This window comes from Agromyces ramosus (assembly GCF_004216665.1).
Taxonomy (GTDB): Bacteria; Actinomycetota; Actinomycetes; order Actinomycetales; family Microbacteriaceae; genus Agromyces; species Agromyces ramosus.
Genome location: NZ_SGWY01000001.1, coordinates 17,271 through 40,513, shown reverse-complemented (window position 1 = coordinate 40,513; position 23,243 = coordinate 17,271). Strand labels below are relative to the sequence as shown.

Here is a 23,243-nt window from a genome sequence, read left to right as displayed (position 1 = left end):
TCCGCTGCGACCATGCCCCGATCGACCCCTGTCGTATATTGCTGGGTATGGGGGATCGTGAGACGCAGCCGCCGGTCGACGACGCCGATGAGCGGGGGTCGGCACGGGCCGAGCGGATGCCGCTCGCGCCGCCCCGCGACGACGACGACGGTCCGCCGCCGCCGCCTCGCCCGGTCATGTCCGACGACACCAGGCCTCCCGTGCTCCGCAGGATTCCGGTGCCCAGGGTGGTCACGGTCGCGCGCACGCTCTGGATCCTCAGCTTCGTGCTCGGCGGCGCGGCCGTGTTCATCGCCTTCATCTCGCGGGACACGCTGATCACCGAGCTCACCGAGACGATCGGGCGCCTCGCGCCCGGGTACTCCGAGGACGACGTGTCCGCGCTCGTCGATCTCGTGTACTGGGTGAGCATCGCCGGGCTCGGGCTCGTCATCACGATCGAGGCGGTCCTGCTCGCCTTCGTGATGAATCGGCGTGGCGGTGCCCGATGGGTGCAACTGCCCGTGCTGGTGCTCCAGACGGGCGTGGTGCTCGTGGCGTCGGCGTTCATCACGGTCGGCGACTGGGGCGCGCTCGTGGAGCTACTGCTCCTGGCCGGCCTCGCGCTCGCCGTGGTCGGATGGGTCCTGTGCCTGGTCGCGCCCGCCCACCGGTGGTTCCGGATGAAGGACGAGGCGCAGCTGGCGGCGTTCGACTGAGGCCGGCGCGACGCCCACCACGAGGGCCTCGCACGAGCGGATCACCGCCTGGCAGGCTTCGACGGCGCCGCGGTCGAGCAGCGGGCTCCCCGCCATCGAGCGCCATCGCTGCAAGGCCACGGATGCCTCGTGCCGCACCTCGTCGGGCGGGGCGTCGTCGGGAAGGCCGAGGCGTCGGGGCGCCGACGTCCCGGCACCCCCGATGAGGCGCTCCGCCTCGGCGGATTCCTCGGGCGGCAGGCCGAGGCCCGTGGTGCGCGCCGCCGCGAGGAGGCTGAGTTCCCGCAGCTCGTGCGCGTTCGCCTCCAGCCGCTCGACCGCGCCCGCGAGTTCCCGGGAGTTCGTCGTGGGACGGCGCTCGACGAGGGTGCTGAGCGCGGTGAGGGCCGTTCGGGCCTTCAACGCGTCCGCTCGCGACCTGAACTGATCGGAGACGAGGCGCAGCAGGTCCTCCATGCCGCTCCGGCGGTACAGCTCATCGGCGAGGTCGGTCGAGTCGTCGTATCCGGACCGGATCGCGACGGCGGACATGCGGATGCCGAACATCCCGAAGCGGTCGAGCAGGCCCATGCGATCCTCGGCGGACACGTCGATGCCGGCGTCCGCCCGCACGAACCGGTCGACGGAGACCAGCAGCCGTTCGCGGGCGTCGCGCCCCAGTCGCGCGACCTGCCGGAGGGCGTCGAACTCGTGCTGGCGCAGTGTGCGCGCCGACTGCGCCACGAGGCCGGCGATGGGCACGACATCGAGCGCGAGCGACCGGAGCGCGCCGTCGGTGCGGTAGCGCTCGGCGATGGTGCGTGCGGAGAGGAGGGCGTCGATGCGTCCGGCGCCGATCTCGTCGGCGCGCGAGAGCACGGCCATGGCGTTGACGGTGGCGGACCGGCCCACCGACGTGTCGTGGAAGGCCGAGAGGAATCCGAGGTCCGTCGAATGCAGGTGGCGCATCAGGTAGATGATCGCGTCCGCCTCCGACGGCGACTCCACCGGCGTCAGGAAGGCCGCCGACCGCGCCGAGACGTCCGCGGACAGCGATGCGATGCCCGGCGTGTCGATCAGCGTCACGTCCTCGAGGCGCTTCGACGGCCACTCCACGTCGATCCGCTCGACGTCGTCGGCGGGGGTGGCACCGAGGTCGATGACCAGCTGGCCGTCGTCGCGACGGACGGGCAGGGATCGGGCGCCGCCCGCCCGGAGGTGCATGGTGATGCGCGGGGTCGCCCCATGGCGGTACCAGGTGATGACCTTCGTGCACTCGCCGGCGTCGGTCGGGGCGATCTCCTCGCCGATGATCGCGTTCAGGAGGGTCGACTTGCCGGCCTTCACCATTCCGGCGATGGCCACGCGCAGCGGTTCGCCGAGGCGGGCGGAGTGCTCGTGGAGCTGTCGCAGCGCTTCGGCGTCGTCGTGGTACTCCGCGGCGGCGGCGTCGAGGAGTGCGTGCGCCTCGTCGAGCACGCGGACGGTCACGCCGGAGCCGTCCCGACTGCCGGCTCGGCCGCCGCGACTCGGGAGGCCGGGGGCTCCTTCGCCGCGGTGGCCTTCCCGGCGGCGTCGGCGGGCCCGCGTCCGGTCTCGATGGCGCGGGCGCGCTTCGTGAGCGCGTCGACCCGTTCAAGGTCCCGACGCAGCGTGGTGACGCGCTTGTCGCGTTCGGTGGCGTACATCGTCGCCGCCTTCTGCGCGGCGAGCACCGAGTCGGCGAGCGAGCGGTGGTGCTCGTCGGCGATCGCGGTGAAGTGGTCGCGAGTGGTGCGCTGCACGATGCGGAGGCGGTCCCGCAGTTGCTTGCCGACCTGGAAGATGATCTCGTCGACCTGGCGCCGGATGAGCATCTTGGCCTCGTTGCGTCGCCGCAGGAGGCGCGCCTCGGTGTCGTCCTTGTACGCCTTGCGTCCGATCACGGCACCGGCGGCCAGCGAGAGCGGGTTGATGAGCGACATCCCGACGATGCCGGTGATGATGCCGACCATCAGGACGCCGCCGTAGGACCCCTTGAGGCCGATGTAGAACTTCTGCATCGCGCCGAGCCGGCCCGAGTCCAGCGTGGCGACCTCGCCGACGGTGTCGAGCACGTCGCGCGTGTCATCCACGTTGATGACGGGAAGGGCCACCTCGTCCTCGGTGAAGTGCCGTGCCACCTTCTCGGCGAGCCACGTCGCGCGTTCCTGCGTCCACACGAACGTGTCCGTGACGGCCGCCGAGACGCGCTGTTCGAACCACTCGACGAACTGGTCCCAGACGGGGCCCGGGTCGCCCTCGTCGATCGAGTCCTCCGCCTCCCGCTGGATCGATCGCATGCGGTCGCGCAGGTCGTGCTCCATGTCGGCGATGAGATCGGTGACGCCGTCGTTCAGCGTGATCTGCCACCGCGAGGAGATCCGCCGAAGCTCGTCGGCGCGGCCCTTCGTCGCCTCCAGCTGGGCGACGATCTCGGGCGTCTTCTCGGGATTCTGCAGGGCGCTCAGCTCGGAGTCGATGGCGAGCCGCACGTGCTCGGTCGTGGACAGGAGGTCGCTCGCGGTGGATCGCCGCTGCAGGAGCTCCGCCTTGCCCACGATGTCGCGGCGCAGGTAGGCGATGAGCTCGGGGAACCCGGACTCCGCGTTGAGCTCCGAGTCCGAGGATCCGACCGCGGTGAGCCGTAGTTGGGACGAGAGGGGGAACTGCCGGATCGCCGGATCGATGGCGGCGAGGTGGGCTCGGTTCAGCTCCTCGACCTGGCGCCACCGCGGGTACAGGTCGGTCTTGGTCAGCACGCACGCCACGTTCGGGGAGATCCGCATGGCGTGGCGGAGGAACTGGATCTCGGGCTCCGTGTACTCCTGCGAGGCATCCGACACGAACAGCATGGCGTGGGCCGACGGCAGCGCGGCGAGCGTCGTGAGGGCGTGGGCGGAGGTGAGGCCCCCGACGCCGGGCGAGTCGATGAGCGTGAGCCCGCTCTGCAGGAGCTTGCGGGGGAGGAGCACCTCGGCGCCGGTGACCTCCTGGTCGCCGTTGCGCTCGGGCTTCGCGCGCTCGGACACGAACTGCGCGAGCTCCCGCACGGCCACCTCGGTGCGTTCGACCCTGCCGCCGGACTCGATCGTGCCGGAGCTCGATCGCTGGGAGAGCACGAACGCCGCCGGGTGCTCGCCGTAGCGCACGCTCGTCGGCACGGCGGTGGCGATGTCGTCGTCGACCGGGCACACCGGGGCGTTGACCAGGGCGTTCACCAGCTGGCTCTTGCCCTGCTTGAACTCACCGACGACGATGACCCGGATGCTCGGATCGAGCAGGCGGTCCTTCGTCTGCTCGAGCCTCCTGCGGAGGTCGGCACGGTCTCCGCTGCCCGCGAGAGCGATTCCCTGGTCGACGAGTTCGATGAGTTGTCGCATCGATGCGCTCCCCCTTCGCAGCTGGACTCAATTCAATCAGAACAGACGTGGGTTCGGCCCGACACGGAGTGTTCCGTGCCGGGCCGAACCGGTCTCGTGCGGTGACTACAGGGTGACGTCCTCGACCTCGACCTCGACCTCGACCTGGTCGCCAGGGCCGGTCTCGACGGTGTTGTCGTTGAGCGAGTCCTCGATCTCGACGTTGTCGTCGAACGAGTCGACGGCGACGTTGTTGTCGTTGAGGGAGTCGTTGACGACGACGTTGTCCTCGACCACGGTGTTGTCGTTGACCTGGAACGAGTCCTCCACGACGACGTTGTCGTCGAACGAGTCCACGACGTTGTCGTTCGCCTGGAACGAGTCCTCGATGTCGACGTCCACGTCGGTGTTCGTCGAGTTGTCGACCGAGTTGTCCTCGTTGAACGAGTCCTCGATGTCGACGTCGACGTCGGTCTCGGTCTCGTTGAACGAGTCCTCGATGTCGACCTCGGTCGAGTTGTCCTGGAAGGAGTCCTCGATCTCGACCGAGTTGTCCTGGAAGGAGTCCTCGATGTCGACCTCGACCGAGTTGTCCGTGTTGAACGAGTCGTTCACCAGGACGTTCGTCGAGTTGTCGGTCGAGTTGTCGGAGTTGTCGTTGAACGAGTCCTCGATGTCGACGTCGTTCTCCTCGTTGAAGGAGTCCTCGATGTCGACCTCGAGGTCGTACTCGGTGTTGCCGGCGATGATCGTGCCACCGGTCGTGGCGACGATGCTGCCGTCGCCGACGTTCGTCGCCGTGTTATCGACCTCGTTGTTGACGCCGACGATGCTGTCCTCGGCCCAGATCGCGGTGTTCGTCGACTGGTCGTTGACGACGTCGCGGTCATCGATGTACGAGTAGTTGTTCACGACGCTGAGCAGCTTCGCCTTCGCTGCTGCGTAGTCGCCTCCGCCGCCGCCGTGGTGGCCACCGCCACCGCCGCCGCCGCCGTGGTGGCCGCCGCCACCGCCGCCGCCGCCCCAGTCGCCGCCGCCACCGCCGTGGCTGCCGCCACCGCCGCCGCCGCCGCCCCAGGCGCCGCTGTTGATCTCGTTGCCGCCGGTGTCGTACTCGCGGTTGCCGACCGGCGAGAAGTCGAGCGCGACCGGCAGGACCGCGTCGACGTCTGCGGCGCAGATGCCCTGGAGTCCGGCGTTCTGCAGCGCCGTGTCCGGGTCGGCTGCGAAGTCGGCTCCGGCCTGCGGGCTCTTGAGCAAGCCCATCAGGAAGTCGAGCAGTGCCGTTGTGATGTTCGCCATGATCTGATCCCCTCCTCATCGAGGTGTGAGTTTCGATGACCGACATCGACGCCGGCCCCCACGAAGAAGACTGTCGTGTCCTGGCGCGTGCGGCATCGGTGCGAAACCCCGTACCTTCGGTGCCGCGGAGGGGGGTCGTGGGTGGGGGCCGATAGGGGGGTGGGGGGACGGCGATGGGGGGATGGGGGACATCCGTCGACGGTCACTCGTCCTCGTCGAGCACGAGGCGCAGCCTGGCGAGCAGCTCCGACCGGGTGGTCACGCCGAGGCGCCGGCGGATGCGCGCGATGTGGTGCTCGGCGGTGCGGGGGGAGATGAAGATCGCGGATCCGATCTCCGCGTACGTCTTGCCCTCGAGCACGAGTCGGGCCACCTCCCGCTCCCTGGCGCTCAGCCCGCCGTCGTCACGGGCACGGTTGGAGGGCTCATCGACGGGTTCTCGCCGGTCCTCGGCGCGCTGCTCCTCCGGGTGCAGGCCACGGGCCAGCGCGAGGAGCTGGAGCGTGTCCCGATGCTCGGCCGCCCGCCCGGCGGCGTGCCCGGCCAGCCGGCCCGCGTCCCACGGGTACCCGGCTGCGGCGAGGTCGCGCACGGCTCGTTCCACCGCATCGACGTCGACCTCGCCCGCGAGGGCGGCGCTCCAGACCCGACCGGCCTCCGCGAGCCGGCTGGCCACGCGATTCGCCGCCGCCGCATCGGACAGCGCGGCGGCGTGCGCCGCGAGGCTCGCCTGGTCGCGGCGGAGGATGGCGGCCTGGAGTTCGGCCCAGTGCAGGTTGGTGCACCACGATGCGGGCCGGCCGACGCGCTCGAGCAGTTCCCAGGCGGAGGCGAGGGGCTCCTCGATGAAATGCGACTCGTGCAGGCGCGCCGCCGCGATCGCGAACTCCGCGAGGGCGGGCAGGGCGGTGAGGTCGATCGGCATGCGCGCGACCGTCTGGCGCGCCGAATCCCATGCCCGCACGAGCGTGGTGAGGTCGTCGGTGCGCCGTGCGAGCCCGATCCGAACGGCGTGCGCGAGCACCTCGTCGCGGAGCCCGAGCGGGCGCTGCGAGGAGTCGACCGCCCCCAGCAGCGCGCGGGCGCGAGCGGGACGATCCGCCCGCAACGCGACGAGCGCCTGCGTTAGACGAAGCCGGTTCCGGAACGCGGGTCCGCCCTGCACGGTGTCGACGGCGGACTGGAGCACCTCGGCGGCGATGCCGAGCTCGCCGGCGTTGAGCGCCACGTGGGCGGCGAGGACGGCCGGCACCTCGGGCAGGGGAAGGGCCTCACCGGACTCGCCCATGACGCTCGAGGCCTGGAGCAGCGCCGACAGCGCGCGGTCGGGTGCGCCGTCGAGTGCGGCGAGGATCCCGTCGGCGGTCATCGAGATCGCCACCTGGGACGAGGTCGGATACTCGACGTCGGGAGCGGTGGCGAGGATGGCCCGGGCCTGCCCGACCTCTCCCAGGACGGCAAGGCAGACGGCCGCGAGCGGTGCTGCCGCGCACCCCGCCGCCTCCGTGAGGCCGACGTACGCGTCTGCGCCGCGCCGGAGCATCCCCTTCCGCGACCAGATCGCAGCTGCGACATTCATCACCCGGGGAAGGTCGGGGTGCTCGGCGCCGGTCAGCAGTCCGTCGACGAGGCGCTCGGCGGCGCGGATGTCGCCGGCCGCCCACGCGGCCTGCGCGCGTCGGCCGGCGAGGGCGGCGACGTCGCCACCCGCCTCGATGGATGCGGCGTAGAGCCCCCATGCCTCGACGGGCTCGGTCGGCAGGGCCTCGTCGGCCTGTCCGCGGAGTGCTTCCGCAACGCGCGGGTCGCGGAACCCGTGCCGGGCGAGTTCGAGTGCCGTCGGTCCCAGGGGAACGCCCGCGGCCTCCACGGCGTCCACCAGCTCGCTCCGCATCGGCCACAGCTCGTGGTCCGGCGTGCTCTGCATGATCGTGATCCGTACGATCGGGAGCAGGGTGCCCTCGGGGGAGACCATCCCCGTCGCCCGCGCCGCGGCCATGAGCGCGCGCAGGTCCGCGTCGGCGAACCGGGGTGCCGTGGCCAGCGCCGGTCCCGACACCGAGAACCCGACCGCCAGGGCGACCAGGAAGTCGAGGAGGTCCGGATCGAGGCGATCCAGACGATGCCGGAGCCGCTCCAGTGCCGACGAGGGCAGTGGACTCGTCTCCAGGAGGTCCCATGCGTCCTCGCGCACCGCCAGGAGCACGTGGTCGACGTACCGGGCATTGCCGCGCGCGAGGTCGAGGACCCGGTCGACGGCGTCGTCGGGGAGCGGATCGCCGAGCAGCTCGACCGCCCGTTCGCGGACGTCGGAGGTCGACAGGTGCTCCAGCACGAGGTGCGGGCGCTGCCTGCCGAGCCGATCGACGAGTCCGGCCACGGCTTCCGAGCGCGGCCACGGACGGAAGGCGACGACGACGTGCGGTCCGTCCGTGCGCATGAGGCTCGTGAGCGCGGCGACGTCGTCGTCGCCGAGGTGCTCGGCATCGTCGACGAGGAGCGCGACGCGCTCGGGGTCGACGTCCGCTCGTCCGTATTCGTCGAGACCGCGGACGACGTCCATCCCCTCGGAGCGGAGCGCCACCGCGAGCTCGTCGAGCAGCGTGGACTTGCCCGACCCTCCCGGCCCCGTGACCCCGGCGTGCACCGGCGCTCGCCCGTCGAGCATCTGCCGCACGAGCCCTGCGGCGTCCTCCCAACCGACCGTGCCCGGATTCCGCCCTCCCGTCGACGAGAGCGGCCGGCTCATGGCACCGACGGCGGCTCGGTCGGGTCCGGGCTCGGGTCGGGAACCGGTTCCGGCTCGGGCGACGGGTCGGGAGCGGGGTCGGGAGCGGGATCGGGCACGGGCTCGGGCTCAGGTGTCGGGTCGGGGACCGGGTCCGGAGTGGGATCCGGCACGGGCTCGGGCTCGGGCGACGGATCGGGGACCGGGTCGGGTGCCGGATCCGGCGCCGGCTCGGTGTCGACCACCGGGTCGGTCGACGTCGTGGTGTCCGACGGTGGATCCTGCGCCGCAGCAGATGACCCGCTCGTCGCGGGAGCGGTGGACGTGCCGCCGCTGCCGCCGTTGGCGGGCGACAGCGGACGGTACGCGCCGGTCGGCGGTGCGTCGTCCTCCGGCGTCGTTCCGGCCCCCGCCTGCTCGTCGATGTAGAAGACCGGGTCGGCCAGCGGTGCGGCGAGCGGTGCGGCACCGGTCACGTAGGCGCCGTCCGGCGCCCCGTTCGGTTCGCCGGTGGTGTCGGCCGGATCCTCGTTCGAGTCCTCGGGGGTGCCGGCGCCCAGCGGCGTGATGGGGATGAGGACGGCGAGGAGCGCGGCGGCGACCCCCGCGAGCACGGTCGCGCGCAATCCGATGGACATGCGCTGCGAGGCCGCGCCCGCTGCGCCGGCACCGACCGGGGCGCCGGCGAATGCGGCCGCTGCGGCGCCCGCGACGGGCACGGTGTCGCCCCGCCCGTCGTCCGGCTCCGGTGCGGGCACGAGCGGCTCGAGTCGACGTGATGCCGCTGCGGCGGCGCCGAGGCTGATGGAGGCCTTGGGGTCCGCGTCGATGGCGACCGGCAGCTCGAGCTCGACGGAGATGAGTTGGGCGACGGCGGGGATGCGGGACGAGCCGCCGATGAGCAGGACGGTCGTGAGGTCGTCGAGCTCGAGTCCCGCCGCGGTCACCGCCTGCCGAAGGGTCTCGACCGTGCGTCGCAGGTCGTCGCCGATCATCTGCTCGAACTCCGAGCGGACGAGCCGCACGCGCGTCTGCGCGCCGAGCAGCAGCACGGGAACGACCGTCTCGCCGTCGAACGACAGGGCCTCCTTCGCGTCGACGCAGTCGCGCCGCACGCGTGCGAGGGCCAGCGCCTCGTCGGGGGTGCGCTCGTCCAGGTCGGCGAGAGCGCCACCCGCGAGCGAGCGCACGTGTTCGAAGATCCGCTGGTCGAAGTCCGCGCCGCCGAGGTGCTCGATGCCCGACGGGGTGCCGATCACGCGGAACGCGTCGTCCTGCTTCCTGAGCAGTGCGACGTCGAACGTGCCGCCGCCGAGGTCGTAGACGGCGATCGCCTCACCGGTCCCGACCTTCTCCTGCTCCAGGTAGTGCAGGCCGGCCGCCTCGGGTTCGCTCACCAGTTCGACCTCGCCGAGCCCGACGCCGGCCAGGGCCCCTCGGACCAGTCCGAGGCGGTGCTCACCCCATGACGCGGGATGGGACACCGCGATGACCGCGGGCGCTTCGCCCTCGTGCTCCTCGGCGCGCTCGACGACCCACTGCGCGAGCACCGCGTAGATGTCCTCGGCCGCGACCCTGAGGTCGCCCACGATGATCGGCGTCTCGTCGCCGATGCGGCGCTTGAACTCGCGCACGACCCGATCCGGTTGATCGATCGCCCGCCGCTCGGCCGCCTCGCCGACGACGACGCCGCCGTCATCGCCGAGGTACACCACGGTGGGCACCGCGGCCTTGCGCGAACCGAGCTCGAGCGGTTCGACGTCCACGGAGCCGTCGGCGCGCCGCCGACCGATGGCCGCAGCGGTGTAGCTCGTGCCGATGTCGATCCCCAGCACGAATGACGTCACGATGAGTTTGCCCCCTCACGCATGGCTCCCCGGCCCTCCAACGCGTCGGAGATGCGCCAATGGGGCGAGTATCCCGCGTACCCCGGGTGGCGGCAACCGGGTTGCCCCGTGCACCGAACCCCGCTTTCGGGGTACATCGAGGCATGTTTCGAGCATGTTTCCGCGCCATCTCTGGGCGGCGCGCCCGTGCGCGGACCGAACCGGGGCGCACCCCCAAAACGAGGGCCGAGCGACCGAGCGGCGTCGCGCACATACTGGGGGACATCATGGAACGCGCACCGAAGTCGATGCTGGCGACCGCGATGGCGCTCGTGCTGGCCGCGACGGCGAGCGGATGCGGACTCTCGTTGTTCTTCCCCGTCGTCGAGGAATCGACGCCGATCCCCGAGGACGTCGACGCCGCACTCCGGCCGTACTACTCGCAGGTCCTGCGCTGGGACCAGTGCGGCGACTTCCTCTGCACCACGGCGCGAGCGCCCCTCGACTGGGACGACCCGTCGGCGGACGAGATCGAGCTTGCGCTCATCCGCCAGCCTGCGAAGGAGGACAAGGTCGGCTCGCTGCTCGTGAACCCGGGTGGCCCCGGGGTATCCGGGTACGACGTCGTGGCCGAGTCCGTCGACGTCGCGGTGACCGGGGCCGTGCAGGACCGCTACGACATCGTCGGCTTCGATCCCCGCGGCGTGGGGCGCTCGACCGCCGTCGAATGCCTCGAGCCGGCGGAGCTCGACAGCATCCTGTACGGGATCCCGCCGGGCTCGCGCGGGAGCAACTCGTGGATCACGGGGCAGAACGAGCTCACGCACTCGCTCGGGCAGGCGTGCCTCGCGAACACGGGCGCACTGCTCGCCAATGTCGACACCGTGAGCGCCGCCCGCGACCTCGACATGCTGCGCGCCGTCCTCGGCGAGGAGCAGCTCGACTACCTCGGGTACTCGTACGGGGCGTACCTCGGAACCGTGTATGCCGGAACCTTTCCCGACAAGGTGGGGCGGCTGGTGCTCGACGGGGCGATCGACCCGAGCCTCAGCGAGCCCCAGATCACCCTCGCCCAGGCGCAGGGACTCGAGACGGCGCTCCGTTCGTACCTCGGGGCGTGCATCCCGGCGGCGACGTGCCCGTTCCAGGGGTCGCCCGACGAGGCGCTGGCGACGGTGCGCGCCCTCCTCGATGCGGTCTCGAAGAATCCGATCCCGTCGACCGACGGTCGCTCGGTCGGTGCGGACACCCTCCTGATCGCGATCGCGGCGCCCCTCTACGACGCCGAGACCTGGCCCGCGCTCGACACGCTCTTCACCACGATCCTGGCCGGGCAGGCGGAGTTCGCGCTGACCCTCGTCGACGCGTACTACGGCCGCTCGCCCGACGGCTCCTACACGGGCAACCTGTTCGAGGCGCTGCGCGCGGTCAGGTGCCTCGACTACCCGGCGCAGAACAACGTGGCCGTGATGAAGGAGCAGGGCAGGGCGCTGGCGGATGCCGCGCCCCACCTCGGGCCCTACCTCGCCTACAGCGACCTCTCCTGCCTGTCGTGGCCGTTCCCCTCGGAGCGGGTGCCCGCCCCCGTCAGCGCACCCGGAGCGGCGCCCATCCTCGTCCTCGGCACCACGAACGACCCGTCGACGCCGTACCAGTGGGCGGTCTCGGTCGCATCGCAGCTCGAGAGCGGCATCCTCGTCACCCGGCAGGGCGACGGCCACACCGCGTTCAACCAGGGCAACGCGTGCGTGGACGCCACCGTCGAGCAGTACCTGGTGGACGGCGTCGTGCCCGCCGCCGACGTGATGTGCTGACCGGGTCGGCGCAGCGTTGACCGTGTGCAGCGGCCGGAGCAGAATCGAGAAGGCGCGCCCGTCGCGCGGAAGCCAGGTGTCCCATGGTCGAGCCGAATGACCGGCGAACCGCCCCCGAGTCCTCCTACGACGAGGTGCTCGCCGTCGCCGATCGGCACGCCCGTGCGTGGCTGTCGGGCATCCGCGAACGCCCCATTCCCCCGCGGCTCGGCGTCGACGAGGTGAAGGACCGGCTCGGCCGGTCCCTCCCCGACCACGGCGAGCCCGCTGCTTCGGTGATCGAACGACTCGCGGACGGCGTGGAGCCGGGTCTGATGGCGATGGGCTCGCCGCGCTTCTTCGGCTGGGTGATCGGCGGCACGCAACCCGTCGCGCTCGCGGCGGACTGGCTCGTGTCCGTGTGGGACCAGAACGCGACGCTCGGCACCGTCGCGCCCGGCGTCGTGGCGGCCGAGGAGCTCGCCGGCGAGTGGGTGGTCGACGTGCTCGGCCTCCCGGTCGGCAGCGAGGTCGGCTTCGCGACCGGCGCGACCATGGCCCAGTTCACGTGCATGGCCGCGGCACGAGACGAGGTCATGCGTCGCGCCGGCTGGGACGTCGAGACCGCGGGCCTGGCGGGTGGTCCCGCCATCCGCTTCATCGTGGGCGAGGAACGGCACGGCACCGTGGACCTGGCGGGTCGCTTCCTCGGGCTGGGCACCCCGATCGCGGTGCCGAGCGACGAACAGGGCCGGATCCGGGTCGATGCGCTGCGCGAGACGCTGGCGGCGGGCAGCGGGCCGGCGATCGTGCTGCTGCAGGCGGGGAACATCCACTCGGGCGCGTTCGACGACTTCGGCGCCGCGATCGCGGCGGCCCACGAGGCAGGGGCGTGGGTGCACGTCGACGGCGCGTTCGGCCTGTGGGCCGCGGCGTCGCCCCGACTCCGGCACCTCACCGCCGGGATCGACGCCGCCGACTCCTGGTCGACCGACGCGCACAAGACGCTCAGCGTGCCGTACGACTGCGGGCTCGCGATCGTCGCCGACGGCCGCCCGATGCACACCGCGCTCGGGGTGCAGGCGAGCTACCTGCAGGCCACCGAGGTGGGCGCGGACCCGCAGGAGAAGGTCCCGGAGCTCTCGCGCCGCGCGCGCGGCCTGCCGACCTGGGCGGTGCTGCGCTCGCTCGGCCGCACCGGGGTGGCGGCGCTCATCGAACGGCTGGCGGATGCCGCGAGCAGGATCGCCGACGGCGTCGCCGAGCTGTCCGGCGTCGAGGTGCTCAACGACGTCGTGTTCACCCAGGTGTGCATCGCCCTCGAGGACGACGCCGCGACGGAGGCGCTCAGCGAGCGACTGTGGCACGAGGGCGAGGTGCTCGCCATGACGTCGCGATGGCACGACCGAGCGGTCGTGCGGTTCTCGGTGAGCAACTGGCAGACGGATGCCGCGCAGGCGCGCCGCACGGTCGACGCCGTCGCGCGGGCGCTCGCCGACGTGCGCGCGGGCGTTCGCTGAACGCGGAGCCGGCGCGAGCGTCGGAGGCATCCGATTGAATGGAGGCATGGCCGAGGCGTTGGACGCGTTCTCGCCCGCGACCCGGGCGTGGTTCACCGAGTCCTTCACCGAGCCCACGAGCGTGCAGCGCGAGGCCTGGCAGGCCATCGCCCGCGGCGAGCACGCGCTGGTGGTCGCGCCGACGGGCTCGGGCAAGACGCTGGCGGCGTTCCTCTGGGCCATCGACCGGCTGCACGCATCCGGGGCGGATGCCGAGACGTCGGGCACGAAGGTGGTGTACCTCTCGCCGCTGAAGGCGCTCGGCGTCGACGTCGAGCGCAACCTGCGCGCACCGCTCGTCGGCATCGCCCGCACGGCGGCGGCCCACGGCCTCGAGGTACCCGAGGTGAGCGTCGGCGTCCGGTCGGGCGACACGCTGCCGGCCGAGCGCCGCTCGCTCGTGGCGCATCCGCCCGAGATCCTCATCACGACGCCCGAGTCGCTGTTCCTCATGCTCACCTCCGCCGCCCGCGAGACCCTGCGCGGCGTCGAGACCGTGATCGTCGACGAGATCCACGCACTCGCCGGCACCAAGCGGGGCGCGCACCTCGCCCTGTCGCTCGAGCGTCTCGACGAGCTCACCGCAGCGCCGGTGCAGCGCATCGGGCTGTCCGCCACGGTGCGACCCCGCGAGGAGGTGGCGCGCTTCCTCGCCGGCACGAGGCCGGTGAGCATCGTCGCGCCGCCGAGCGGCAAGCGGTTCGACATCCGCGTCACGGTGCCGGTCGACGACCTGTCCGACCTCGCCACCGAGTCGGGGTCGGGATCGGTGTGGCCGCACGTCGAGGCCGCCATCCTCGACGAGGTGCTGGCGCACCGCTCCACGATCGTGTTCGCGAACTCGCGGCGCCTCGCCGAGCGGCTCACCGCACGCCTCAACGAGCTCTGGGCCGAGCGGCAGGCCGAACCGGTGGCGGTCCCGGCGGGCGACGGGTTCCTTCCGCCGGCCGATCCGGGCGACGGCGTCCTGCCGGCGCGGCGACCTCCGGCCGAGGCCGTCGGTGCATCCGGGATCACCGGGGGCGCCGAGCCGGTGCTGGCCCGTTCCCACCACGGTTCCGTCAGCAAGGAGGAGCGCGCCCTCGTCGAGGCCGACCTCAAGGCCGGCAGGCTGCGCTGCGTGGTGGCGACGTCGAGCCTCGAGCTCGGCATCGACATGGGCGCGGTCGACCTCGTCATGCAGGTCGAGTCGCCGCCGTCCGTCGCCAGCGGGCTCCAGCGCATCGGCCGAGCCGGCCACCAGGTGGGCCAGGTCTCGAAGGGCGTCGTGTTCCCCAAGCACCGCGCCGACCTGCTCCACTCCACGGTGGTGGCCGAGCGCATGGTCGCGGGCGCGATCGAGGCGATGCGCGTGCCGACGAACCCGCTCGACGTGCTCGCGCAGCAGACCATCGCGGCCGCCGCGGTCGACGAGTGGGACGTCGAGGAGTGGTTCGAGCTCGTCCGCCGGGCGGCATCCTTCGCCACGCTGCCGCGCTCGGTCTTCGACGCGACCCTCGACCTGCTCGCCGGGCGCTACCCCTCCGACCGGTTCGGCGACCTCCGCCCGCGCATCGTCTGGGATCGCGACGCCGGCACCATCGTCGGCCGTCGCGGTGCGCAGCGCCTGGCGGTGACGAGCGGCGGAACGATTCCCGACCGCGGCCTGTTCGGCGTCTTCATGATCGGCGAGGCCGGGCCGGGCCGGCGCGTCGGCGAGCTCGACGAGGAGATGGTCTACGAGTCGCGCGTCGGCGACGTCTTCGCGCTCGGCGCGACGAGCTGGCGCATCCAGGAGATCACGCACGATCGCGTGCTCGTGGCGCCGGCGTTCGGCGAGCCGGGTCGGCTCCCCTTCTGGAAGGGCGACGGCATCGGCCGTCCGGCGGAGCTCGGCGAGGCGATCGGCGGCTTCATCACCGAGATCGCCAACTCCTCGCCCGAGGCGGGCCGCGCCAGAGCGCGCGCGGCGGGCCTCGACGAGCGCGCGGCATCCAACCTCGTGGCCTTCGTCGACGACCAGCGGGCGGCGACGCGGGTGGTGCCCGACGCCACCAGCCTCGTCGTCGAGCGGTTCCGCGACGAGCTCGGCGACTGGCGCATCGTGCTGCACTCGCCGTACGGCATGCGCGTCCACGCGCCGTGGGCGCTCGCCGCGGGGGCGCGGGTGCAGGAGCGGTTCGGCGTCGACGCCAACGCGGTCGCGAGCGACGACGGCATCGTGCTGCGCATGCCCGACACGTCCGACGACCCGCCCGGCGCCGAGCTGTTCACGTTCGAGCCGGCCGAGCTCGCCGAGCTCGTCACGCTGCGCGTCGGCGACTCCGCGCTGTTCGCGTCGAGGTTCCGCGAGTGCGCGGCGCGGGCGCTGCTGCTGCCGCGGCTCAACCCCGGCCGGCGCTCACCGCTCTGGCAGCAGCGGCAGCGCGCGTCGCAGCTCCTCGAGGTCGCGCGCGACTTCCCCGACTTCCCGATCGTGCTCGAAGCGGTTCGCGAGTGCCTGCAGGACGTCTACGACCTGCCGGCGCTCACCCGTCTCACCGAGCGCATCGGCGCCCGCGAGGTGCGGTTCGTCGAGGTCACCACCGAGACCGCGAGCCCCTTCGCCTCGAGCCTGCTGTTCGGCTACGTCGGCGCCTTCATGTACGAGGGCGACGCGCCGCTCGCCGAGCGCCGCGCGGCGGCGCTGTCGCTCGACCCGGCGCTGCTGGCGGAGCTGCTCGGCACGGTCGAGCTGCGGGAGCTGCTCGACCCCGAGGTCGTGGCCGAGACCGAGCGGATGCTGCAGCGACTCGTTCCCGAGCGCGCCGCTCGCGGCGAGGAGGGAGTCGCCGACCTGCTCCGCGAGCTCGGGCCCCTCACGGCCGATGAGGTCGCCGAGCGCACCGACGACACCACCGACGCCGCGTCGACGCTCGCCGCGCTCGCCGACGCACGACGCATCGCGCAGGTGCGATTCGCCGGCACGGCGTGGTTAGCGGCCGTCGAAGACCTGAGCCGGCTGCGCGATGCGCTCGGCGTGCCGATCCCGCCGGGCCTGCCCGAGGTGTTCGGCGAGCCTGTGCGCGATCCGCTCGGCGACCTCGTGAGCCGCTACGCCCGCACCCACGGCCCGTTCACCGCGCACGCCGTGGCCGCGAGGTTCGGCATCGGCCAGGTCATCGCCGCCTCGGCACTCGGCCGGCTCGCGGGCGAGCGCCGGGTCGTCGAGGGGGAGTTCCTCCCTCACGGCGCGGGTGCGGAGTGGTGCGACAGCGAGGTGCTCCGGCGCATCCGGCGGCGGTCGCTCGCCGCCCTGCGCAACGAGGTCGAGCCCGTGGCGCCGCGCGAGTACGCCCGGTTCCTGCCCGAGTGGCAGCACGTCGGGGGTCGCCTGCGGGGCGTCGACGGCGTCGCCGCGGTGATCGAGCAGCTCGAGGGTGCCCGCATCCCGGCCTCGGCATGGGAGTCGTTCGTGCTGCCCGCGCGGGTGGCCGACTACCGGCCCGCAATGCTCGACGAGCTCACCGCCTCGGGCGAGGTGGTGTGGGCCGGGCAGGGATCGCTCGCGGGCGACGACGGCTGGGTGAGCCTGCACCTGGCCGACACGGCCGAGCTCACCCTTCCCGCCCCCGCCGCTGCACCGCTCGACCCGCTCGAGACCGAGCTGCTCGCCACGCTCGGCGGCGGAGGCGGCTACTTCTTCCGGCAGCTCGTCGAGGCGGTTGGCGCGACCGACGAGCAGCCCGTCATCGAGGCGCTGTGGCGCCTCGCCTGGGCGGGGCTCGTGACCAACGACACCTTCGCGCCCGTGCGAGGGCTCGTCGCCGGCCGCGGGGCGCACAAGACCGCACCGGCCACGCCGCGCGCCCGGCTCCGCGGCGGGTCGCTGTCGCGGCGGGTGCTCGCCGCGAGCGTGCAGTCCGGCCGGGCGGCGACGGCGCGGGCGAACCCGCCGAAGGTGGCGGGCCGCTGGGCCGTGCTGCCGCTCGCGAGCTCCGCGGCGACCCCGCGCGCGCACGCGCTCGGCGAGACGCTGCTCGAGCGCTATGGCGTGGTCACGCGCGGCTCGGTCGTGGCCGAGGGCGTGCTCGGCGGCTTCGCCCTCGCGTACCGGGCGCTCTCGGGTTTCGAGGAGACGGGTCGGGTGCGGCGCGGCTACTTCATCGACGGACAGGGCGGCGCCCAGTTCGCCTCCACCGCGGCCGTCGACCGACTGCGGAGCGCCACGCACGACCACGCGATCGCGCTGGCTGCGACGGATCCCGCGAATCCGTTCGGTGCCGCGCTCGAGTGGCCCGAGACGTCCGACGGCGGTCATCGGCCGGCGCGCAAGGCGGGTGCGTTCGTCGCCATCGTCGACGGCGAGGCGGTGTTCTACCTCGAGCGCGGCGGCCGCACCACCCTGGTCTTCACCGACGACGCCGACACGCTCATCGCCGCGGCGGCCGCGCTCGCCGACGCGCTCGTGCGTGCCGGATCGCCCAAGCTGCGCATCGAGACCGTGAACGGCCAGGGCGTGTACGGCTCGGTGCTCGATCCGCCGCTGCGCGCCGCCGGGTTCCGCGAGACGCCGAGAGGGCTCCGGTTCGATGCCCGAAGGTGACACCGTCTACCAGTCCGCGCGCCGACTCGATGCGGCACTGGCCGGGCAGGTGGTGACGACGAGCGACTTCCGGGTGCCAACCTACGCGACCGTCGACCTGTCGGGCGAGGTGATCCGATCGGTCGCCAGCCGCGGGAAGCACCTGCTCATGCGCATCGGCGACGAGGTCGTGCACTCGCACCTGAAGATGGAGGGCGAGTGGCGGGTGCACCGCCCGGGGGAGCGATGGCACCGCCCGGGTTGGCAGGCGCGCGTCGTCATCGAGACGCCGGCCGCTGTCGCGGTCGGCTTCGACCTCGGGCTGCTGGAGGTGTTCCCCGCCGTGGAGGAGGCCGATCGCCTCGGGTACCTCGGTCCCGACCTGCTCGGTCCCGACTGGGATGCCGACGAGGCCGTCCGGCGCCTCGCCGCGGCGCCCGGGGCCCCGATCGCCGTGGCCCTCGGCGAGCAGCGCAACCTCGCGGGGCTCGGGAACGTCTACGTCAACGAGCTGTGCTTCCTCCGCGGCATCCGCCCCACCCGGCCGGCGGGCGAGGTGGAGCTGCCGCCCCTCGTCGACCTCGCGAGCCGCGTCATCCGCACCAATCGCGACCGCATCTCCCGCGTGACGACCGGCAACGACCGCCGTGGCGAGCGCCTCTGGGTCTACTCGCGCGGGGGCCAGCCGTGCCGCCGCTGCGGCACGCGCATCGAGCACGGCCGACTCGGCCGCAACGAGCTCGAGCTGCGCGACACCTGGTGGTGCCCGAACTGCCAGCGCTGAGCGCCGCGCCCGCGACTAGGTGACAGGGCCGGTCCACTTCTCGCCGGGTCCGTGGCCGATCGGGTCGGGGACGACGGATGCCTCGCGGAACGCGAGCTGCAGCGACCGCAGGCCGTCGCGCAGGGAGCGGGCGTGCATGTCGCTGATCTCGGGCGCGCCGGCGGTGATGAGGCCGGCGAGGGCGTTGATGAGCTTGCGGGCCTCGTCGAGGTCGACCTGCTGGCCGGGGTCGTCGGCGAGCCCGACCTTCACGGCGGCGGCGCTCATGAGGTGCACGGCGGCGGTCGTGATGATCTCGACCGCGGGGACCTCGGCGATGTCGCGGGTGGCGCCCTCGACGGTGGACTCGTCTGAACTGTTGCTCACAGACATCCTCTGTTAGACTACTGCGGGCCCGGGGCCAGTCCCCGGTACGAAAGTGGAGATTCTCCCACCCGCGCATACCGCTTCATCAAGGTTACCGGGTCGATTGCACTCCGCTTCCACGCTGCTGGGCGACCAGCGCACGGCGAGGAAGTAGACAGGGTGCCGCAGTGTTCACCGGTGTGATTCCGTGTGGTCCTGCGTGGATCTTCCGCTCTCGTCGACGGGCGGCATCCGCCTCCCGTCGAGCGAAACAGCTTGAGTAGAGGAGTACACGCATCAGCGATCCCCGTACAAACGACCGTATCCGCGTTCCCGAGGTCCGCCTCGTGGGGCCTGGCGGAGAGCAGGTCGGCGTCGTGAAGATCGAGGTGGCCCTGCGGCTCGCGCAGGAAGCCGACCTCGACCTCGTCGAGGTCGCACCGAACTCCAAGCCGCCGGTCGCCAAGATCATGGACTACGGCAAGTACAAGTACGAGGCTGCGCAGAAGGCGAAAGAGGCCCGGCGCAACCAGGCGAACACGATCCTCAAGGAGGTTCGGTTCCGCCTCAAGATCGACAAGCACGACTATGAGACCAAGATGAAGCGCGCCGTCGGCTTCCTGAAGTCCGGCGACAAGGTCAAGGCGATGATCCTCTTCCGCGGACGCGAGCAGTCGCGCCCCGAGATGGGCGTGCGCCTCCTGCAGCGCTTCGCGGAGGACGTGGCGGAGTTCGGCACGGTCGAGCACAACCCCACGATCGACGGCCGCAACATGGTCATGGTCATCGCTCCGCTCAAGAATAAGTCCGAGGCCAAGGCCGAGGCGAATGCACAGCGTGCTGCGGCGAAGGCGCGACCGACGGCGGATGCCGCGGGCGAGTCCGAGGCGCAGTCGGCCGAGGCCACCGAGGCCTAGGCCAGCACCCCCGTCCGCCACGAGTTGGCGGCAGAACCAAGGAGAAACACGAGATGCCGAAGCAGAAGACCCACTCCGGGTCCAAGAAGCGCTTCAAGGTCACCGGCAGCGGCAAGATCATGAAGCAGCAGGCCGGGATGCGCCACAACCTCGAGGTCAAGTCCTCGAAGCGCAAGGCCCGCCTGAACCAGGACCAGGTCGTGTCGGCCCCCGACGCCAAGGTCATCAAGAAGCTTCTCGGCCACTGAGCCGCGAGACCCGTAAGGAAGAAACAGAGTCATGGCAAGAGTGAAGAGGGCGGTCAACGCCCACAAGAAGCGCCGGGTCATCCTCGAGCGCGCCGAGGGCTACCGCGGCCAGCGTTCGCGTCTCTACCGCAAGGCGAAGGAGCAGGTCACCCACTCCCTCGTCTATTCGTACAACGACCGTCGCAAGCGCAAGGGCGACTTCCGTCGTCTCTGGATCCAGCGCATCAACGCCGCCTCCCGCCAGAACGGCATCACGTACAACCGCTTCATCCAGGGTCTCGGCCTCGCGGGCATCGAGGTCGACCGTCGCATCCTCGCCGAGCTCGCCGTGAACGAGCCCGCGACCTTCGCGGCCCTCGTCGAGACCGCCAAGCAGGCGCTCCCGGCCGACACCTCGGCCCCGAAGACCGCCGCGTAAGGCGCGTCCTCCGTCGCGAACGGCCCGGCACCCTCGTGGTGCCGGGCCGTTCCGCATGCGCCCCATAGACTGGCCGCATGCTCGAGAACCCCCGGTCTCCGCGCGTTCGCGCGGTCGCCAAGCTCGCGAAGAAGGCAGCCCGTGCCGAGAGCGGACTCTTCCTCCTCGAGGGCCCGCAGGCCGTGGCCGAGGCGCTCACCTTCCGACCCCAGCTCGTGGTCGAGCTGTACGCCACCCCCACGGCGCTCGAGCGCTACCCCGACATCGCCCAGACGGCCGTCGACGCCGGGGTCGACGTCGAGTTCGTGACCGAGGAGGTCCTCCACGCGATGGCCGACACGGTCACCCCGCAGGGATTCGTCGCGGTCTGCCACCAGTTCCCGACCGCCGTGAAGGAGGTCTTCGCGGCGAAGCCCGCGCTCGTCGCGATCCTCGAGGAGGTGCGCGACCCGGGCAACGCGGGAACCATCGTCAGGGCTGCGGATGCCGCAGGCGCCGACGCCGTGGTCTTCACCGGCCGCGCGGTCGACCTCTACAACCCCAAGGTCGTGCGCAGCTCGACCGGCTCGATCTTCCACCTGCCGGTCGCCGTCGGGGCGGAGCTCCATGACGTGCTCGAACGCGCCCGGGAGGCCGGCCTCACGGTGCTCGCCGCGGACGTGAAGGGCGAGGACCTCCTCACCGCACGCAACGACGGCGTGCTCGCCCGGCCCACGGCGTGGTTGTTCGGCAACGAGGCCCACGGGCTGCCCGACGAGCACCTCGCCCTCGCCGATCGGGTCGTGACCGTGCCGATCTACGGGCACGCCGAGTCGATGAATCTCGCGACCGCGGCATCCGTCTGCCTGTACGAAAGCGCGTTCGCACAGCGCAGCGCGCATCACGAATAGGTAACCTCCGCACCAACCGCCGCGTCGTTCCTTGTCGCGCAGCCGCGATGCGCCCTAGTTTTGGGGGTATGGAGCCAACCCAGCCCGCGCCGGCGACCTCGAACATCTCGGTCCGTCGCGGCGAGCCCCTCGTCGTGGTCGAGCATGTCGACAAGCACTTCGGCGACCTGCACGTGCTGAACGACATCGACACCGTCGTGAATCGCGGTGAGGTCGTGGTCGTGATCGGGCCGAGCGGCTCGGGCAAGTCCACGCTCTGCCGGGCCATCAACCGCCTCGAGACCATCGACTCGGGCACCATCATGATCGACGGCGAGAAGCTCCCCGAAGAGGGGGCGGCGCTCGCCAAGCTGCGTGCCGACGTGGGCATGGTGTTCCAGTCGTTCAACCTCTTCGCGCACAAGACCGTGCTCGAGAACGTGACCCTCGCCCCCATCCGCGTCAAACGGCGGTCCCGCAAGGAGGCCGACGCGAAGGCGATGGAGATCCTCGACCGCGTGGGCGTCGCCAACCAGGCGAAGAAGATGCCCGCCCAGCTCTCCGGCGGCCAGCAGCAGCGCGTCGCGATCGCCCGGTCGCTCGCGATGAACCCGAAGCTCATCCTCATGGACGAGCCGACGAGCGCGCTCGACCCCGAGATGATCAACGAGGTGCTCGACGTCATGATCGGGCTCGCGAAGGACGGCATGACGATGATCGTCGTGACCCACGAGATGGGCTTCGCCCGCAAGGCGGCCGACCGCGTGCTGTTCATGGCCGACGGTCGCATCGTCGAGGAGGCGACGCCCGCCCAGTTCTTCGACCACCCCGAGTCCGATCGCGCGAAGGACTTCCTCTCGAAGATCCTCGAGCACTAGGCCTGCGCTGCCACGAGCGGCGAGGAAACACCCACACGAGAAGAGGCAGAGACATGACACGCATGAGAATCGCACTCGTCGCAGCCGCGGCGGCGGCGTCGCTCGCGCTGGCCGGCTGCGCCGGCGGCGGCGGCACCGCAACCGAGGAGGCCACCGAGGAACCGGCTCCCACGTTCGAGGCCGGCACGACCATGGCCGAGCTCTCGGAGGCGGGCACGATCACCGTCGGCACGAAGTTCGACCAGCCCCTGTTCGGGCTCGTCGGCCCCTCGGGCGTTCCCGAGGGCTTCGACGTCGAGATCGCCAAGATCATCGCGAGCGAGCTCGGCATCTCGGAGGACAACATCGAGTGGACCGAGACCGTGTCGGCCAACCGCGAGCCGTTCATCGAGAACGGTCAGGTCGACATCGTCGTGGCGACGTACACGATCAACGACAAGCGCAAGGAGGTCGTCTCCTTCGCGGGTCCGTACTACATGGCCGGACAGTCGATCCTGGTGCTCGCCGACAACGACGACATCGAGAGCGAAGAGGACCTGGTCGGACAGCCGGTCTGCTCGGTGACGGGCTCGACGCCCGCCGCGAAGCTCGCCGAGATCGGCGCCCAGCCGGTGCTCACCGACACCTACACCAACTGCCTCGAACCGCTCCGCAGCGGCCAGGTGGTCGCGGTTTCCACCGACAACGTCATCCTCGCGGGCCTCGCCGCCCAGAACGAGGGCGAGTTCAAGGTCGTGGGCGAGCCCTTCACCGAGGAGCCGTACGGCATCGGCCTCGCCAAGGACGACACGGAGTTCCGCATGTGGATCAACGACGTGCTCGAGGCCGCCTACGAGGACGGCCGCTACGAGGAGGCGTGGGACGCGACGGCCGGCACGGTGCTGCCGTTCGTCGAGCCGCCCGCAGTCGACCGCTACTGAGAACTGACCGACGGATGACCCGGGCCGGCTGATCGGCCGGCCCGGTCACCCCACCA

At 71.8% G+C, this 23,243-nt stretch carries 17 protein-coding genes; 11 read left to right on the top strand and 6 right to left on the bottom strand.

The features are described 5' to 3' along the window. Positions 1–47 precede the first annotated feature (47 nt). A complete protein-coding gene (locus tag EV187_RS00160) occupies positions 48–698 on the top strand; it encodes a hypothetical protein (RefSeq protein WP_130351035.1) in 651 nt (216 codons plus the stop codon). Here EV187_RS00160 and EV187_RS00155 read toward each other — a convergent pair. From EV187_RS00155 to EV187_RS00135, 5 genes are all read right to left on the bottom strand, one after another. Then, positions 582–2,168, bottom strand: coding sequence for a dynamin family protein (locus tag EV187_RS00155; protein ID WP_130351034.1), 1,587 nt, complete (start codon positions 2,166–2,168; stop codon positions 582–584). The genes EV187_RS00160 and EV187_RS00155 overlap by 117 nt on opposite strands. Next, entirely contained in the window at positions 2,165–4,078 is a 1,914-nt protein-coding gene (locus tag EV187_RS00150; RefSeq protein WP_130351033.1) for a dynamin family protein, read from the bottom strand. Before EV187_RS00150 ends, EV187_RS00155 begins: the two co-directional genes overlap by 4 nt. Positions 4,079–4,183: 105 nt before the next feature. Further along, a complete protein-coding gene (locus tag EV187_RS00145) occupies positions 4,184–5,359 on the bottom strand; it encodes an IniB N-terminal domain-containing protein (protein WP_130351032.1) in 1,176 nt (391 codons plus the stop codon). A gap of 202 nt (positions 5,360–5,561) precedes the next feature. Further along, positions 5,562–8,108, bottom strand: coding sequence for a helix-turn-helix transcriptional regulator (locus tag EV187_RS00140; protein WP_130351031.1), 2,547 nt, complete (start codon positions 8,106–8,108; stop codon positions 5,562–5,564). Further along, positions 8,105–9,934 (bottom strand): Hsp70 family protein, encoded by a 1,830-nt coding sequence (locus EV187_RS00135; RefSeq protein ID WP_130351030.1) that lies wholly within the window; start codon positions 9,932–9,934, stop codon positions 8,105–8,107. Before EV187_RS00135 ends, EV187_RS00140 begins: the two co-directional genes overlap by 4 nt. 266 nt (positions 9,935–10,200) lie before the next feature. Here EV187_RS00135 and EV187_RS00130 point away from each other — a divergent pair, with 266 nt between their 5' ends. The 4 genes from EV187_RS00130 to EV187_RS00115 all read left to right on the top strand — a co-directional run bounded on the left by EV187_RS00130 (position 10,201) and on the right by EV187_RS00115 (position 18,592). Next, the gene (locus EV187_RS00130) at positions 10,201–11,727 is read left to right on the top strand and encodes an alpha/beta hydrolase (RefSeq protein ID WP_130351029.1); all 1,527 of its coding nucleotides are present in this window, start codon (positions 10,201–10,203) and stop codon (positions 11,725–11,727) included. An 83-nt stretch (positions 11,728–11,810) separates the two neighbouring features. Further along, positions 11,811–13,226 carry a pyridoxal phosphate-dependent decarboxylase family protein gene (locus EV187_RS00125; protein WP_130351028.1) on the top strand — a complete coding sequence of 472 codons (1,416 nt, stop codon included), beginning with the start codon at positions 11,811–11,813 and terminating at the stop codon, positions 13,224–13,226. Between the two features lie 46 nt (positions 13,227–13,272). Further along, positions 13,273–17,829 carry an ATP-dependent helicase gene (locus tag EV187_RS00120; RefSeq protein ID WP_130351027.1) on the top strand — a complete coding sequence of 1,519 codons (4,557 nt, stop codon included), beginning with the start codon at positions 13,273–13,275 and terminating at the stop codon, positions 17,827–17,829. Continuing rightward, on the top strand, positions 17,816–18,592 hold the full coding sequence (locus tag EV187_RS00115; RefSeq protein WP_130351026.1) for a DNA-formamidopyrimidine glycosylase family protein: 777 nt from the start codon (positions 17,816–17,818) through the stop codon (positions 18,590–18,592). The genes EV187_RS00120 and EV187_RS00115 overlap by 14 nt, the downstream gene beginning before the upstream one ends. Before the next feature lie 15 nt (positions 18,593–18,607). On the opposite strand, the gene EV187_RS00110 is transcribed toward EV187_RS00115, so the two are convergent. Then, positions 18,608–18,958 carry a DUF1844 domain-containing protein gene (locus EV187_RS00110; RefSeq protein ID WP_242609359.1) on the bottom strand — a complete coding sequence of 117 codons (351 nt, stop codon included), beginning with the start codon at positions 18,956–18,958 and terminating at the stop codon, positions 18,608–18,610. Between the two features lie 275 nt (positions 18,959–19,233). Here EV187_RS00110 and infC point away from each other — a divergent pair, with 275 nt between their 5' ends. The 6 genes from infC (at position 19,234) to EV187_RS00080 (ending at position 23,187) form a co-directional block, all read left to right on the top strand. Next, the gene (gene infC, locus EV187_RS00105) at positions 19,234–19,854 is read left to right on the top strand and encodes a translation initiation factor IF-3 (protein WP_130351024.1); all 621 of its coding nucleotides are present in this window, start codon (positions 19,234–19,236) and stop codon (positions 19,852–19,854) included. 53 nt (positions 19,855–19,907) lie between these two features. After that, complete coding sequence (gene rpmI / locus EV187_RS00100) at positions 19,908–20,102, top strand: 50S ribosomal protein L35 (protein ID WP_130351023.1); 195 nt, start codon at positions 19,908–19,910, stop codon at positions 20,100–20,102. 31 nt (positions 20,103–20,133) lie between these two features. Then, positions 20,134–20,520 carry a 50S ribosomal protein L20 gene (gene rplT / locus EV187_RS00095; RefSeq protein WP_130351022.1) on the top strand — a complete coding sequence of 129 codons (387 nt, stop codon included), beginning with the start codon at positions 20,134–20,136 and terminating at the stop codon, positions 20,518–20,520. A 77-nt stretch (positions 20,521–20,597) separates the two neighbouring features. Next, positions 20,598–21,410: a TrmH family RNA methyltransferase gene (locus EV187_RS00090; RefSeq protein ID WP_130351021.1), complete on the top strand. Its 813-nt coding sequence runs from the start codon at positions 20,598–20,600 to the stop codon at positions 21,408–21,410. 68 nt (positions 21,411–21,478) lie between these two features. Next, positions 21,479–22,267 (top strand): amino acid ABC transporter ATP-binding protein, encoded by a 789-nt coding sequence (locus EV187_RS00085; protein WP_130351020.1) that lies wholly within the window; start codon positions 21,479–21,481, stop codon positions 22,265–22,267. 53 nt (positions 22,268–22,320) lie between these two features. Next, the gene (locus EV187_RS00080) at positions 22,321–23,187 is read left to right on the top strand and encodes a glutamate ABC transporter substrate-binding protein (protein ID WP_130351019.1); all 867 of its coding nucleotides are present in this window, start codon (positions 22,321–22,323) and stop codon (positions 23,185–23,187) included. Positions 23,188–23,243: the final 56 nt, after the last annotated feature.

Coding starts and splice junctions, on each gene's coding strand:
- EV187_RS00140 (WP_130351031.1), bottom strand. CDS start 8,108: ATGAGCCGGCCGCTCTCGTCGACGGGAGGGCGGAATCCGGGCACGGTC.
- EV187_RS00085 (WP_130351020.1), top strand. CDS start 21,479: ATGGAGCCAACCCAGCCCGCGCCGGCGACCTCGAACATCTCGGTCCGT.
- rpmI (WP_130351023.1), top strand. CDS start 19,908: ATGCCGAAGCAGAAGACCCACTCCGGGTCCAAGAAGCGCTTCAAGGTC.
- EV187_RS00090 (WP_130351021.1), top strand. CDS start 20,598: ATGCTCGAGAACCCCCGGTCTCCGCGCGTTCGCGCGGTCGCCAAGCTC.
- EV187_RS00130 (WP_130351029.1), top strand. CDS start 10,201: ATGGAACGCGCACCGAAGTCGATGCTGGCGACCGCGATGGCGCTCGTG.
- EV187_RS00125 (WP_130351028.1), top strand. CDS start 11,811: ATGGTCGAGCCGAATGACCGGCGAACCGCCCCCGAGTCCTCCTACGAC.
- EV187_RS00120 (WP_130351027.1), top strand. CDS start 13,273: ATGGCCGAGGCGTTGGACGCGTTCTCGCCCGCGACCCGGGCGTGGTTC.
- EV187_RS00150 (WP_130351033.1), bottom strand. CDS start 4,078: ATGCGACAACTCATCGAACTCGTCGACCAGGGAATCGCTCTCGCGGGC.
- EV187_RS00145 (WP_130351032.1), bottom strand. CDS start 5,359: ATGGCGAACATCACAACGGCACTGCTCGACTTCCTGATGGGCTTGCTC.
- EV187_RS00080 (WP_130351019.1), top strand. CDS start 22,321: ATGACACGCATGAGAATCGCACTCGTCGCAGCCGCGGCGGCGGCGTCG.
- EV187_RS00160 (WP_130351035.1), top strand. CDS start 48: ATGGGGGATCGTGAGACGCAGCCGCCGGTCGACGACGCCGATGAGCGG.
- EV187_RS00115 (WP_130351026.1), top strand. CDS start 17,816: ATGCCCGAAGGTGACACCGTCTACCAGTCCGCGCGCCGACTCGATGCG.
- rplT (WP_130351022.1), top strand. CDS start 20,134: ATGGCAAGAGTGAAGAGGGCGGTCAACGCCCACAAGAAGCGCCGGGTC.